General features: G+C 74.7%; 10 protein-coding genes. 6 read left to right on the forward strand and 4 right to left on the reverse strand.

Annotated features, from left to right (window positions below; translation table 11 throughout):
* Window positions 1-25: 25 nt before the first annotated feature.
* The 3 genes from AC02VZ_RS02860 to AC02VZ_RS02870 all read left to right on the forward strand — a co-directional run bounded on the left by AC02VZ_RS02860 (window position 26) and on the right by AC02VZ_RS02870 (window position 2,704).
* A complete protein-coding gene (locus AC02VZ_RS02860; RefSeq protein ID WP_432055226.1) occupies window positions 26-631 on the forward strand; it encodes an SAV_6107 family HEPN domain-containing protein in 606 nt (201 codons plus the stop codon).
* 459 nt (window positions 632-1,090) lie between these two features.
* Window positions 1,091-2,008, forward strand: a complete 918-nt coding sequence (locus AC02VZ_RS02865) for a methyltransferase (protein WP_432055225.1) — start codon at window positions 1,091-1,093, stop codon at window positions 2,006-2,008.
* Between the two features lie 291 nt (window positions 2,009-2,299).
* Entirely contained in the window at window positions 2,300-2,704 is a 405-nt protein-coding gene (locus AC02VZ_RS02870) for a DUF3040 domain-containing protein (RefSeq protein WP_432055224.1), read from the forward strand.
* An 877-nt stretch (window positions 2,705-3,581) separates the two neighbouring features.
* Here AC02VZ_RS02870 and AC02VZ_RS02875 read toward each other — a convergent pair.
* From AC02VZ_RS02875 to AC02VZ_RS02890, 4 genes are all read right to left on the reverse strand, one after another.
* Window positions 3,582-5,984, reverse strand: a complete 2,403-nt coding sequence (locus AC02VZ_RS02875) for a transglutaminase TgpA family protein (protein ID WP_476474429.1) — start codon at window positions 5,982-5,984, stop codon at window positions 3,582-3,584.
* Entirely contained in the window at window positions 5,984-7,348 is a 1,365-nt protein-coding gene (locus AC02VZ_RS02880) for a DUF58 domain-containing protein (RefSeq protein WP_476474430.1), read from the reverse strand. Before AC02VZ_RS02880 ends, AC02VZ_RS02875 begins: the two co-directional genes overlap by 1 nt.
* Window positions 7,348-8,385 carry an AAA family ATPase gene (locus tag AC02VZ_RS02885; protein ID WP_432055221.1) on the reverse strand — a complete coding sequence of 346 codons (1,038 nt, stop codon included), beginning with the start codon at window positions 8,383-8,385 and terminating at the stop codon, window positions 7,348-7,350. Before AC02VZ_RS02885 ends, AC02VZ_RS02880 begins: the two co-directional genes overlap by 1 nt.
* A gap of 259 nt (window positions 8,386-8,644) precedes the next feature.
* Complete coding sequence (locus tag AC02VZ_RS02890; RefSeq protein ID WP_432055220.1) at window positions 8,645-9,193, reverse strand: beta-class carbonic anhydrase; 549 nt, start codon at window positions 9,191-9,193, stop codon at window positions 8,645-8,647.
* Window positions 9,194-9,618: 425 nt separating this feature from the next.
* Here AC02VZ_RS02890 and rsmH point away from each other — a divergent pair, with 425 nt between their 5' ends.
* Genes rsmH through AC02VZ_RS02905 form a run of 3 tightly spaced genes read left to right on the forward strand, consistent with a single transcriptional unit; the run spans window position 9,619 to window position 13,149 of the window.
* Window positions 9,619-10,623 carry a 16S rRNA (cytosine(1402)-N(4))-methyltransferase RsmH gene (gene rsmH / locus AC02VZ_RS02895; RefSeq protein WP_432055219.1) on the forward strand — a complete coding sequence of 335 codons (1,005 nt, stop codon included), beginning with the start codon at window positions 9,619-9,621 and terminating at the stop codon, window positions 10,621-10,623.
* Window positions 10,624-10,681: 58 nt separating this feature from the next.
* Window positions 10,682-11,185: a cell division protein FtsL gene (gene ftsL, locus AC02VZ_RS02900; RefSeq protein WP_476474431.1), complete on the forward strand. Its 504-nt coding sequence runs from the start codon at window positions 10,682-10,684 to the stop codon at window positions 11,183-11,185.
* 5 nt (window positions 11,186-11,190) lie between these two features.
* On the forward strand, window positions 11,191-13,149 hold the full coding sequence (locus tag AC02VZ_RS02905; protein WP_432055217.1) for a peptidoglycan D,D-transpeptidase FtsI family protein: 1,959 nt from the start codon (window positions 11,191-11,193) through the stop codon (window positions 13,147-13,149).
* The last annotated feature ends 289 nt before the right edge of the window (window positions 13,150-13,438 follow it).

The raw sequence follows: 13,438 nt of genomic DNA on the forward strand, positions 1-13,438 counted from the left end.
TCATGAAGACGACAGGAGGTTCGTCATGGCCCACTCGTCCGCAGCAGCCGCCCGTCGGCGCCGCGCAGCCGGCCCTGCACCCTCACTGACCGGCCCGGCGAGCGACGTCCACCCCGTGCTGCGCCGCGCCGCGGCCCCGCCCGCCGCCCTCGATCTGCTCGCCCAGGCCCGTGCCGGACTCGACGAGGCCACCGTCCTGGAGACCCCCAACGAGCGCTACGCGACGGCCCACCTCGCCGCCCTGCGCACCGCCGCCGCCGTGCTCGCCGCCCGGGGCCGGCCGGAGACCTCGCCCCGGGCGCGGGCGAAGATCAGGAGCGCCTGGGAAGTGCTCCCCGAGATAGCGCCGGAACTCACCGAGTGGAGCGCGCTGTTCGCGTCCGGGGCCCGGCGCCGCGCCCGGGCCGAGGCGGGCATCCGGGGCGCGGCGACCGACCGGGACGCCGACGACCTCATACGGGACGTGGCGGTGTTCCTGCGCCTGGTGGAGCGGATGCTCGTCCTGCAGCCGGTCCTTCCGCAGCCCCGCCCCGACACCGACCGAACCGAAACGGAGGGGCAGCGCGCCGGCCGCCCGCAGGGCCCGGACCCGGGTGGCGACACCGACCGGGACCTGCCCGACGCCGGCTGACCGCCATAGGGTCGCGACCGCCTCCGGGGCGGCTGACCGCCACGGGGTCGGCCGGTCCGCCACCGTGGCGGCCGATCTCCAGCGGGACCGACTGCCCCGGCGGGGACCGCACCCCGTCCCCGCCACGGCGACGACCGGCCGCCACCGGGCCGGCTCACCACGATCGGGGCGGACCGCCACCGGGACCGCACCGAGTCCTGCCCGCCCCGCCGCCCTGCCGTCCCGCAGTGGTTCCCGTTCCGTCGCCCGTCCTGCCCCGCGACTCCGCTCCGCCCCGCCCGCCGTCAGGGTCCCGCTCGGACCGGACCGTGACGGCGCTGGCAGGTGACCGGATCCAGCCGTCGAGGCAATAGGGTGGAAGGCGCCTGAACCCCGCCCGTCCCGATGCCCCGGGCCGGGCGGCCGTCCGATCCGCCCCGCCCGAGGATGAAGGCGGTGCCGCGCCGAGGAGCAACTGCCGTGCCGGACCCGATGCGCCCGTCCGCCCCCCACTCCCACCCGCAGACGGCGTCGCCGCGCCCGGAACCCTCCCGGTCCCGGGCCGCCCTGCGGACCGCCGTGGTCTGGGAGGTCCTCCAGGAGGCCCTGCAGGCCCGGGTGAAGGCGACCGGCCGGCCGGTCCTGGACGTCCTCGACGCCGGTGGCGGCAGCGGCAACTTCGCCGTCCCCCTGGCCCGGCTCGGCCACCGGGTGACCGTCGTCGACCCCAGCCCCAACGCGCTGTTCGCCCTGGAACGCCGCGCCGCCGAGGCCGACGTCGCCGACCGGGTCCAGGGCCGCCAGGGCGACGCCCACGGCCTCTTCGACGTGGCCGAGCGCGGCGGCTACGACGTCGTGCTCTGTCACGGGGTCCTGGAGTACGTCGACGACCCCGCCCACGGTCTGCGCAACGCGGTGGCCGCACTGCGCCCCGGGGGCGTGCTCAGCCTGCTCGCCGCGGGCCTCGGCGGCGCCGTCATCGCCCGCGCCCTGGCCGGCCACTTCTCGGAGGCCCACCAGGCCCTCGGCGACCCCGACGGCCGGTGGGGCGACGGCGACCCCATGCCACGCCGCTTCACCGCCGACCAGCTCACCGCGCTCGCCGAGGGCGCCGGGCTGCGGATCGCCGCCGTGCACGGCGTGCGGGTCTTCGCCGACCTCGTCCCCGGCGCGCTCGTGGACACCGAACCCGGCGCGCTGGACGCGCTGCTCCGGCTGGAGGCCGCGGCGGCGGAACTGGCCGCCTTCCACGCCGTTGCCACGCAGCTCCACGTGCTGGGCGAGGCGGACGGGGGCGCCGGGACGGAGGGGGCCACCGAGACCACCGGGGCTGTGGAGGGCGCGGGAGCCGAGGGGGCCACGGAGGCCCGTGCGGCCACCGAGGCCACCGGGGACTGAGTCGTCCGGCGTGACGAGCCGCTGATCAGGGGCTCGCGCGAAACCCCGCGCGCGCATGGAGTGCGCCACAGGCCCCCCGAATGGCGGCTGGGCGCCGTATGATCGAGGGAGACCGCCCCGGCATGACGGGACGGCCGCCGGGGAATAGGAGCCTCAGCGAGCCGGGACGTTCATGGCGGGTTCCGGTTGGCCCATTGGCGTAGAGGGGCGGGTTTCACGGGGGCGATTCCCTGCCTATCCTGTAGGGACCCCCCGGGTCGCCCCCGGCGACTGCACGATGAGGAGGACTCCGTGCCGCTCTCGGAGCACGAGCAGCGCATGCTCGAGCAAATGGAGCGAGCGCTGTACGCCGAAGATCCCAAGTTCGCGTCGGCGCTCGAGGGAAGCGGGCTGCGTACGTACACCCGGCGGCGGGTCTACCAGGCGGTCGTGGGCTTCCTCGTGGGTATTGCGCTCCTCATGGCCGGTATGGTCGCCCAGCAGGTCTGGCTCAGCGTGGTGGGGTTCCTCGTCATGCTGGGCTGCGCGGTTCTCGCCGTGACCGGCTGGCGCAAGGCGCCCAAGCCCGGCGAGCAACAGACCGCCGGTGCGCCGGGCGCCCCGCAGTCGGGCCGACAGGGCCGGCAGCGACGCTCGGTGATGAACCGGATCGAGGAGCGCTGGCAGCGCCGCCGTGACGAGCAGGGTGGCCATTAGTCCCGGCCGCCCGACGTCCCACCGGCAGCGTGCAGCCGCCGGCCGGAACAGCTGAAGACAGGCAACAGGGGGTGACCGCCCGGACGGCGGCCACCCCCTGCCGCACGCCCTGACCCCGCCGGCGCCCTCCCCGAGCGAGCCCGTGGGGTCTTCCGACGCCCGGGCCACCCTGTCCCATCCTCGCCCTGGCGTGCCCCGGGCCAGGCCCCGCCATGCCCTGTCGTCCCGCGATCCGCAGGCGACTCAGCGGCCCGGCCGGCCCAGGCCTGCTCACCGCCCACCACCCCCGTGCACGTGCGCTCCTGGGCTGTCGTCGGAGTCGGACGTCCGGGCCGGGAGGGCTCGACGGCGAGGTCTCGGGCGGGTCTCCGGCGGCGCGGCCCCTCGCCTCGGGCGGGCCGGTGTGGCCGTTGCAGCCGGTGCGGCGGGGTTCGGCCGGCCAGCGGTCCGGCTGACCGGACCACACCGTCGGATCAAGGTGGGCCGACCGTGGGGGAGCACACTGCGTGAGGTGGCTGTGCGGCGGCTTGGGCTGCGTGGTGTCCGCAGTACGCCGGGACGGCGGGCCCGAGCCACGCCGCCTGGCGACCACCGCGAGCCTGCTGCAGAAGGTGCGCCCCGGCCGCCCGACCCCCGCCCCGTCACGCCGAGCGACCCGCCCCCCGGCACCTGCCCCGTCACGCCGAGCGACCCGACACCCCGCCCCCCGACACCCCGCCCCCCGACACCCCGTCCCCCAACACCCCGCCCCCCGACACCCCGTCCCCCAACACCCCGCCCCCCGACACCGAAAGGGGCGGGCCCGGCCCGAAGCCGCACCCGCCCCCACCCGAACCCGGGGAAAGCCGGCCCTCCCGTACTGCGGTCCCGTCCCGCCTCAGCCCTGCTGGCGCGAGGCCCGGCGCCACGAAGGCCGCCACGTCGGCCGCAGGGCCGCGGCGCGGTCGCGGACCCCGGCCCACCACGCCGACGCCCGCCACACCACCCGTACGGTCGAACGCGGGGCGAACCGCGCGCGCAGGCGGGTACCGCGTCCCGACGCGGCCCGCAGACCGGCGATCACGCGCCGGACGTCGTCCGCCAGACCGGCCGCGGGACGGGGACGCGGTGCGTAGAGCACCTGCTCCACCGCGTCCGCCACCCGGTGCACCGAGGCCGCGGCCTCGTCGTCGAGCCGGCCCAGCCGGACGATCCGGGCGGCCGCCTTGCGGGGTGTCAGGGAGTCGTCGGGGGAGACCCCGTGATCCCACGCCGAGTCCGTCAGCTCGTCCCAGACGGCCAGGACGTGCGGGGCCGCGTCGGCCTCCGAGCGGCCGTGGCCGCCCAGCCGCGCCGCACGGGTCCGCAGCCGCCACAGCATCGGGGACAGCGGCACCAGCAGTACCGCGAGCCCGCCCAGGGCCCACAGCAGCATCGCGTACCACCGGGGGCCGTCGTCACCGGCGGCCAACACGGCGTCGGCCGATTCGCTCGGGCAGGCGCCGTCCAGCCGGATCCGCTCCAGCGTGCAGCCGTCGGTCGCCGACGGTGCCGCCGACGGCGCCGACGAGGTCTCCTCCGACGGCGCGGCCGGGTCCGGGATCGCGTCCTCGGTGGTGTCGGGCTGGCTGTAGGACGGGATCGAGCCCCGCGTGGGCGTCGGCTCGAAGCGCGTCCAGCCGACGCCCTCGAAGTACAGCTCGGGCCAGGCGTGTGCGTCCCGCAGGCCCACCGAGACCGTGCCGTTCGCCTGCGGCGTGCCGGGGGCGAACCCCACCGCGACCCGGGCCGGTATCCCGAGCGAGCGGGCCATCGAGGCCATCGCGAACGAGTAGTGCACGCAGAAGCCCTGCTTGTCGCGCAGGAAGCGGGCGATCCCCCGGGAGCCGCTGCCGACGTCCACCTGGGTGTCGTACTCGAAGCCGCCGCTCACGGCGAAGTAGTCCTGCAGCAGCACCGCGCGGTCGTAGTCGGTCGACGCGCCCTCGGTGACCTCACGGGCCGTCCGGTGCACCACCTCCGGCAGTGAATCCGGCAGCTGCGTGAACTCCCGCTTGAGGACGGCCGGCGCTTCCGGTGCGTCGGCCAGCTGCTCCGCCGTGGGCCGGACGTCGAGGCTGCGCACCTCGTAGGTCATGCCCCGGGTGCTCTGGCCGTGGTCGCCCACCAGGGTCATCCCGACCGGTTCGTAGCGCCAGTCGCCCCGGATGCTCACCCCGCTCGGCGGGTACGGCATCGGCAGCCAGTCCTGGCCGTACCAGTCGGCGGCGGAGATGGTCGTGCCGACCTCGGTGCGGTCGATCTCCGGGCTCAGGCCCGCCGGGGTCGGGAAGGCGCCGTCGGGCACCGTGGTGATGGACCGCTTGGACGGCTTCCAGGTCGTGCCGTCGAAGTCGTCCAGGGAGACGATCCGCAGGTACAGGTCGGAGGTGTCCTCCAGTTCGGTGCGCACCGACATCACCTGGCGGTCCTCGTTCACGTTCAGCGAGTCGCGCAGCGACACCAGCGGGTTCACCGCCGAGATCGTGCCGCCGCCCCCGCTGCCGCGTCCGACGCCCGCACCGGCCGGGTCCAGCAGGCCGCCGTCCATCGCGGGCAGCGCCAGCGGCACCACCAGGGCGATGCCGAGCGCCACCACGCCGATCCGCCGTCCCGTGCGCACAGGGGTGGACGCGCCGGACGACTCGCCGTCCATGCCCCGTGGGGCGCCGCCGAAGACCCGCCCCCACTGCGAGAGCCGGTCGCGGCCCTCCGCGAGCAGCAGCGTCAGATAGCCCGCCGCGGCCAGCAGGAACCACAGCCAGTCGCTGCCGCCGTCGGCCAGCCCCGCCGCCACCGAGTACAGCGCGAGCAGCGGGAGCCCGGCCGGGGCCGCGCTGCGGAACGTCACCGCCAGCGCGTCCACCAGCAGACCGATGATCAGGACCCCGCCGACCAGCATCAGCCGGATGCCGTCGGACAGGGGAGCCGGTATCGCGTACCGGTTGACGTCGTTGCCGCCGCTCTCCAGCAGCTCGGCGAAGAACCGGATCGCCTCCGGCCCCGGAATGAAACCGGCGAAGGCGTGCTCCCGGGCGAAGACCAGGGTCAGCAGGAACAGGGTGACGAGCAGCTGGGCCGCCACCGTGACCGGCCGGGCGAGCGGTACCCTCCGGGCCGCCGCCCCCACGCCCGCCTGCACGGCGAGCAGGAACGCCGCCTGCATCAGCCAGGTCGCCGGCCTGACCAGGGGCAGCAGGGCGCTCGCCGCGAGCAGCGTGGCCCCCCACGCGGCCAGCGTCAGCCGTATCCGCCCGCTCATCACGGTCCCTCCCCGCCGTTCGCCGTGGCCAGGCCGGAACGCTCCCGCTCCGCCAGCCGCCACAGCCCTTCCAGCGCGGCACCGCGGGGTACGCCGACCGCCGTCCAGCCCGCCTCGCGCAGCATCCGCAGGGTGTCCCCGCTCCCGCTCAACGAACCGGACCCGGCGGCCGGTTCCCGCCGCCAGCTCTCCCGGTCCAGCACGAAGGCCAGGGCGCCGCCGCTGCGCTGCCGCATCCGGGCGCACACGGCCGCCTGCTCCTCGTCCAGATCACCGAGGAAGGCCACCAGCAGCCCCTCGTTCCCGCCGCGCAGCACGTCGTACGCGCGGGACAGGCCCGCGCCGTCGGAGTGGTCGACCACGGCGAGGGTGTCCATCATCAGACCGGCCGCGTCCGCCGACTCCTGGCCGGCCCCGGCGAACCCGTCGGACCCGGCCTCGCCCGGCACCACGGTGCCCGTGTCGGTCAGCAGCCGCACCGAGAAGCTCCGCTCCAGCATGTGCACCAGCACGGAGGCGGCGCCCGACACCGCCCACTCGAACGCCGAGTCGGGTCCCGCGCCCTCGAAGGCGACGGCCCGGGTGTCCAGCAGGACGGTGCAGCGGGCCCGCTGCGGCTGCTCCTCGCGGCGCACCATCAGCTCGCCGTAGCGGGCCGTGGAGCGCCAGTGCACCCGGCGCAGGTCGTCGCCGTAGCGGTAGCCGCGCGGGATCACGTCGTCCTCGCCCGCCAGGGCCAGGGCCCGCAGCCGCCCGTCGCCGTAGCCCCGGGCCTCGCCGCCGAGCCGCACCGGCGGCAGCGGCTCCACCCGGGGGACGACGGTGAGCGTGTCGTACGTGGAGAACGACCGGGTCAGCTCGCACATGCCGAACGGGTCCGACAGGCGCAGCTGGAGGGGCCCCAGCGGGTACCGGCCGCGCAGGTCGGAGCGGACCCGGTAGGACACCTCGCGGCGCCCGCCCGCCTCCACCCGGTCCAGGACGAAGCGCGGGCGCGGACCGAGGACGTAGGGCACCCGGTCTTGCAGCATCAGCAGGCCGGTGGGCAGCCGGGAGACGTTGTCCATCCGCAGGTGGACCCGGGCCTCCGACCCGGCCGGCACGCGCGAGGGGGAGAGCCGCCGGCTGGCGGCGACCCGGTACCGGGTGCGGTACAGCACGGCCGCGCACACCAGGGGCAGCACCGACAGCAGCAGCCCGACCCGCAGCAGGTCGCTCTGGCCGAGCACGTACGCGCAGATCGCGGCGGCCACCCCGGCGGCCAGGAAGGAGCGCCCGCGGGTGGTGAGCCCGGCCAGGGCGGTGCGCACACCGCCCTTCTCGCCGCTGTCGCCCTCCGCCCGGACCGCCCCCGCGGCGGACATCACAGCCTCCGCGGCGGGTGCTGGCCGTAACCCGGGACGCTGTGGACCGGGCCGAACCCGGACTGCTGGGGCGTGGCCGACGGCACCGGTGTGCTCTGCAGGATCTCCTGCACGACCTGCTCGGCGGTGCGGCGGTTGAGCTGGGCCTGGGCGGTGGGCAGCAGGCGGTGGGCGAGCACCGCCACCGCGAGGGCCTGCACGTCGTCCGGCAGCGCGTACTCCCGGCCGTTCAGGGCCGCCGCCGCCTTGGCCGCACGCAGCAGGTGCAGCGTGGCGCGCGGCGACGCGCCGAGCCTGAGGTCCGGGTGCGTACGGGTGGCCCCGACCAGGTCGACCGCGTACCGGCGGACCGGCTCGGCGACGTGCACGCCGCGCACCGCCTCGATCAGCTTCAGGATCTCGTGCGCGTGCGCCACCGGCTGGAGGTCCTCCAGCGGGGAGACGCCGCCGTGCACGTCCAGCATCTGCAGTTCGGCCTCCGCGCTCGGGTAGCCGACCGAGACGCGGGCCATGAAGCGGTCGCGCTGGGCCTCCGGCAGCGGATAGGTGCCCTCCATCTCGACCGGGTTCTGCGTCGCCACCACCATGAAGGGGCTGGGCAGCTCGTAGGTCTTGCCGTCGATGGTGACCTGGCGCTCCTCCATCGACTCCAGGAGCGCGGACTGCGTCTTGGGCGAGGCGCGGTTGATCTCGTCGCCGATCACCACCTGCGCGAAGATGGCTCCCGGCTTGAACTCGAAGTCGCGGCGCTGCTGGTCCCAGATGGACACACCCGTGATGTCCGACGGCAGCAGGTCCGGCGTGAACTGGATCCGCCGCACCGAGCAGTCGATGGACCGCGCCAGCGCCTTGGCCAGCATCGTCTTGCCGACTCCCGGGACGTCCTCGATGAGCAGGTGTCCCTCGGCGAGCAGGACGGTCAGCGAGAGCCGTACGACCTCGGGCTTGCCCTCGATCACGCCCTCCACCGAACCCCGCACGCGTTCCACCACGGCGGTCAAATCAGTGAGGCTCGCTCGATCGTCATAGGTCGTCACCCGGCCCTCCTCGGCCTTTCCCCGCGCTCCCGGCGGGAGCGGGGGGCGCATGTTTCCGGGCCGACGCCTTGCTGTGCGGACCGGCCCACCCCGAATCACGGACGTCACGCGGGAGAAGTTCCGCGTGACACCTCTCCCGCATTCTTGCCGCCGTTACCGATTCGTGTCACTCGCCTGTGGATAACCGGCGGCGATATGTCAGGTCGTACGACCTTTGTACGTCCTGGGACCTCCGGGGCGCGAACGGGCGGGCGGCAGGTCAGGCGGGGTCGATCTCCCGCAGCAGGCCGCTCTTGACGTCGAAGACGAAGCCGCGCACGTCCTCGGTGTGCAGCAGGAACGGCGAGGTCCGCACCCGCTGCATCGACTGCCGCACGTCCTGGTCGACGTCACGGAAGGCCTCCACGGCCCAGGCCGGGCGCTGGCCGACCTCCATCTCCAGGTCGTGCCGGAACTCCTCGGTGATCGACTCCAGGCCGCAGTTGGTGTGGTGGATCAGCACCACGCTGCGCGTGCCCAGGGCGCGCTGGCTGATGGTCAGCGAGCGGATCACGTCGTCGGTGACGACGCCGCCGGCGTTGCGGATGGTGTGGCAGTCGCCCAGTTCGAGGCCGAGCGCCGCGTGCAGGTCGAGGCGGGCGTCCATGCAGGCCACGACCGCGACGCGCAGCACGGGGCGGGCGTCCATGCCGGGGTCGGTGAAGGCGGCCGCGTACTGGTGGTTGGCGTCGACCAGGCGGTCGGTGACCGTCTCCTCGCCGAGTGCCGCGCCACCTGAGCCTGCGGGGACCGATGCAGAAGTCGTCATACTCATGACGGTAATGCTCACGACCCGCCGGGGCGCGTCATGAGACGGGACAAAGAACCGCATCGGGTTTTGTTGTGAGGTAATCCACAGGGGCGATGTGATCTGCCTCCTAAGGGTGAATTGTCCCCCGCCGGGGCTTGTCCCGCGCCCGGACGGGCGACGCGCAGGCCGGTTGATTGACCGGGCGACACCGTGGACTAAAGTGACGCGAAGCGGGAGGCGAGACCCTCCCGCCGGACTGTTTTTCCAGGGAGACCCGGGCCCGCCCGGAGATCTCCTCGCGTGCGCGGCGCGTACGCACGGCTCGGCCTCCTCCCGCTCCCGGCCTCCTCCCGCTTCCGGCGCCGACAGGCCGCCCCCTCACCGGGTCAGGGGTGGGGACCCGGCGGTGCGTCACGGCCGGGCCGGATGTGAGAGGGCCCAGAGTGACAGGGCGCGAAGCGCTTGAGAACACCGGTGACGGCGAGCGAGGGGCGGGGGAGGCCCGGCACGTCCCGGTCATGCTCGACCGCTGCCTCGACCTGCTCGCCCCCGCCCTGGAGCGGCCCCAAGCGGTGGTCGTCGACTGCACCCTCGGCCTCGGCGGCCACAGCGAGGCCCTGCTGCGGCGCTTCCCCGAGGCCCGGCTCGTCGCCCTGGACCGCGACAAGGAGGCCCTGCGCCTGTCCGGCGAACGGCTCGCCCCCTTCGGCGAGCGGGCCACCCTGGTGCACGCCGTCTACGACGAGCTGCCCGACGTCCTCGACCGGCTCGGGCTGCCGCGCGTGCAGGGCGTGCTGTTCGACCTCGGCGTGTCCTCCATGCAGCTCGACGAGGCCGACCGCGGCTTCGCCTACGCCCAGGACGCCCCGCTCGACATGCGCATGGACCAGACGACCGGCGTGAGCGCCGCCGAGGTCCTCAACACCTACCCGCCCGGCGACCTGGTGCGCATCCTGCGGACCTACGGCGAGGAGAAGCAGGCCAAGCGGATCGTCGCCGCCGTCGTCCGGGAGCGCGAGAAGGAGCCGTTCACCCGCAGCGCACGCCTGGTGGAGCTGATCCGGGACGCCCTGCCGCAGGCCGCCAAGCGCACCGGCGGCAACCCGGCCAAACGCACCTTCCAGGCCCTGCGCATCGAGGTCAACGGCGAGCTGGCCGTACTGGAACGGGCGATCCCCGCCGCGGTGCGGGCGCTCGACGTGGGCGGACGCATCGCCGTGCTGTCCTACCACTCCCTGGAGGACCGGCTGGTCAAGCAGGTGTTCGCGGCCGGAGCCGCCACCACCGCGCCGCCCGGACTCCCCGTCGTCCCCGAGCGCTACCAGCCCCGGCTCAAGCTGCTCACCCGAGGTGCCGAACTCCCCACCGAGGAGGAGATCGCCGAGAACCGGCGCGCGGCCCCCGCACGGCTGCGCGGCGCCCAGCGCATCAGGGAGCACCTGGAGTAACGGCGCCCCGCGAGGGGACGTGCACACGGGCAGGAAGAACGAACCCAGGGGAGCGTGAGTGAGCAGGAAACCCGAACTGAAGGGGAGGGCGGCCCGACTCGCGCGGCTCCTCCCCGCCGGACGGGCCCGCGCGGCCCGCACACCCTTCGTCCTCCTCGTCGTCCTCCTCCTCGGCGGCGGACTGATCGGCCTGCTGGTGCTGAACTCAGCCCTCAGCGAGGGCGCCTTCGAGCTCGACGACCTCAAACGGGACACCAAGAACCTCACCGACGAGGAACAGGCCCTCCAACGGGACATCGACGCCCACTCCGCGCCCGACGCCCTCCAGCGCCGCGCCCGCGACCTCGGCATGGTCCCCGGCGGCGACCCCGTTTTCCTGGCGCCCGACGGCAGCGTCAAGGGCGTCCCCGGACCCGCCGCCTCCTCCGGCGCCCCCCGCGTCCCGGCGCCCGAGGCGATGGCCACCGCGACCGTCCCGCTGCCCAGCGCCGCCGCGTCGGTCCCCACCGGCGCCCCGGCTCCCGCCCCCACGCCCGCCCCCTCGACGAACCCCGGCAGGTGACGGAAGTGTCCGACAGGCAACCGCCGCGCCGCCGGGTCCCCGGCCCCGCCAGGTCCGCCGGCCGGCCGGACGCGCGCCGCCGGCCCGCGCCGGGCGCCCGGCCCGCCCGCCGCCCGGGACCCGCCCGCCCGGCCCCCAAGGCCATCCGGCTGGGCAGCCCGCGGCCCCGGCTGCGCCTGGTCGGCCTGGCGCTGACCCTGGTCCTCCTGGCCTTCGTCGTGCGCCTGGTGCAGGTGCAGGCCGTCGACGCGAGCACCTACGCCTCCAAGGCCGAACAGAACCGCTACGTCGGCCAGGTCCTCGCCGCCGAGCGCGGCGAGATCACCGACCGCCACGGAGTCGCCCTCGCCACCAGCGAGGACGCCTACGACATCACCGCCGACCCGACGATGTTCGCGCCCGACGAGCTGGAGATCGCCGACGGACCCGAACAGGCGGCGGCCCTCCTCGCGCCGATCCTCGGCCAGAGCCAGGAGAAGCTGGTCGGCAAGCTGCGGCCGGAGAACGAGAAGCTGCGCTACGTCAAGCTGGCCGGCCGCCAGACCCCGCAGGTGTGGAAGCAGATCAAGGACCTGAAGTCCACGCTGGCGAAGAAGACGGAGACCGACACATCGGCGGTCAACGTCCTCGCCGGGGTCTTCTCCGTGCCCACCAGCAAGCGGGTGTACCCCAACAACGAGCTGGCCGCCGGGATACTGGGCTGGGTCAACGCCTCCGGCAAGGGCGGCGGCGGCATCGAGCTCCAGCTGAACGAGCAGCTGGCCGGCAAGGACGGCAAGATCCGCTACGCCCAGTCCGGCGGGCGCCTGGTCCCCACGGCCGGGTCCACCGAGACCCCGGCGGTGCCCGGCAGCGACATCGAGCTGACCATCGACCGGGACATCCAGTGGGCCGCGCAGGACGCGATCAGCAAGCAGGTGGAGAAGTCCCGGGCCGACCGGGGGTACGTCATCGTCCAGGACACCCGCACCGGTGAGGTCCTGGCGATGGCCAACGCCCCCGGGTTCGACCCCAACGACCTCTCCGACGCCGACCCCGCCACGCTCGGCAACGCCGCGCTCCAGGACGCCTTCGAGCCCGGCTCCACCGCCAAGGTGATGTCGATGGCGGCCGTCCTGGAGGAGAACGCCGCCACCCCGGACACCCACGTCGTGGTCCCCAACCGGCTGCACCGCGGCGACCGGCTGTTCAAGGACGACGTCGACCACCCCACCTGGTACCTGACGCTCAACGGCGTCCTCGCCAAGTCCAGCAACATCGGGACCATCCTGGCCACCGGACAGCTCGGCAAGAGCCAGCCCGCCGCCAACCGGGTGCTCTACGACTACCTGCGGAAGTTCGGACTCGGCAGCCACACCGGACTCGGCTTCCCCGGCGAGACCAAGGGCATCCTCGCGCCGCCCGACCAGTGGTCGACCTCGCAGCAGTACACGATTCCTTTCGGCCAGGGCGTCTCCGTCAACGCCATGCAGGCGGCCTCGGTCTACTCCACGATCGCCAACGGCGGCGTACGCGTCGAACCCACGCTGGTGCGCGGCAGCCGGGGCCCCGACGGCCGGTTCACCCCCGCGCCGAAGCCCGACAAGCGGCGCGTGGTCAGCAAGAAGACCGCCACCACACTGGCCCGGATGCTGGAGTCGGTGGTCGACGACGAGGAGGGCACCGGCACCAAGGCCCGCATCCCCGGCTACCGCGTCGCGGGCAAGACCGGCACGGCCAACCGCGTGGATCCGGCCACCGGCAAGTACCACGGCTACACCTCCTCCTTCGCCGGCTTCGCGCCCGCCGACAAGCCCCGGGTCACCGTCTCCTGCGTCATCCAGAACGCCACCCGCGGCAGCTACTTCGGCGGCCAGATCTGCGGCCCGGTCTACAAGCAGGTCATGGAGTTCGCCCTGAAGTCGCTCCAGGTCCCGCCGACCGGGGCCGAACCCGCCAGACTGCCGGTCACCTTCACCCCCTGACCGCCGCCGAGCCCTCCCGCCCGGCCCCCGTCCCGGGCCGGGCACCCCCCCCGGCCGTACACCCGCGTACGGCCGGGCGTCCCCCGCCCGTCCCGAGCCCCCGCGCCCCGCACACCGAGCCACCAGGAACCACCCCGTGACCACGAACCACCCGGACTCCGGGACCCCGCACCGCCCGTCCACCCCGGCAGGCCCCCCGGCACCCCCGCCCACCCGCGACGGAGGTGAGCCGGGGCCCCGCTTTGGCTCCGACGCGGCCGGGCCCGGTACGCTCACCGCCGTGCCACAC

Source organism: Streptomyces sp. 3-6, assembly GCF_056323165.1.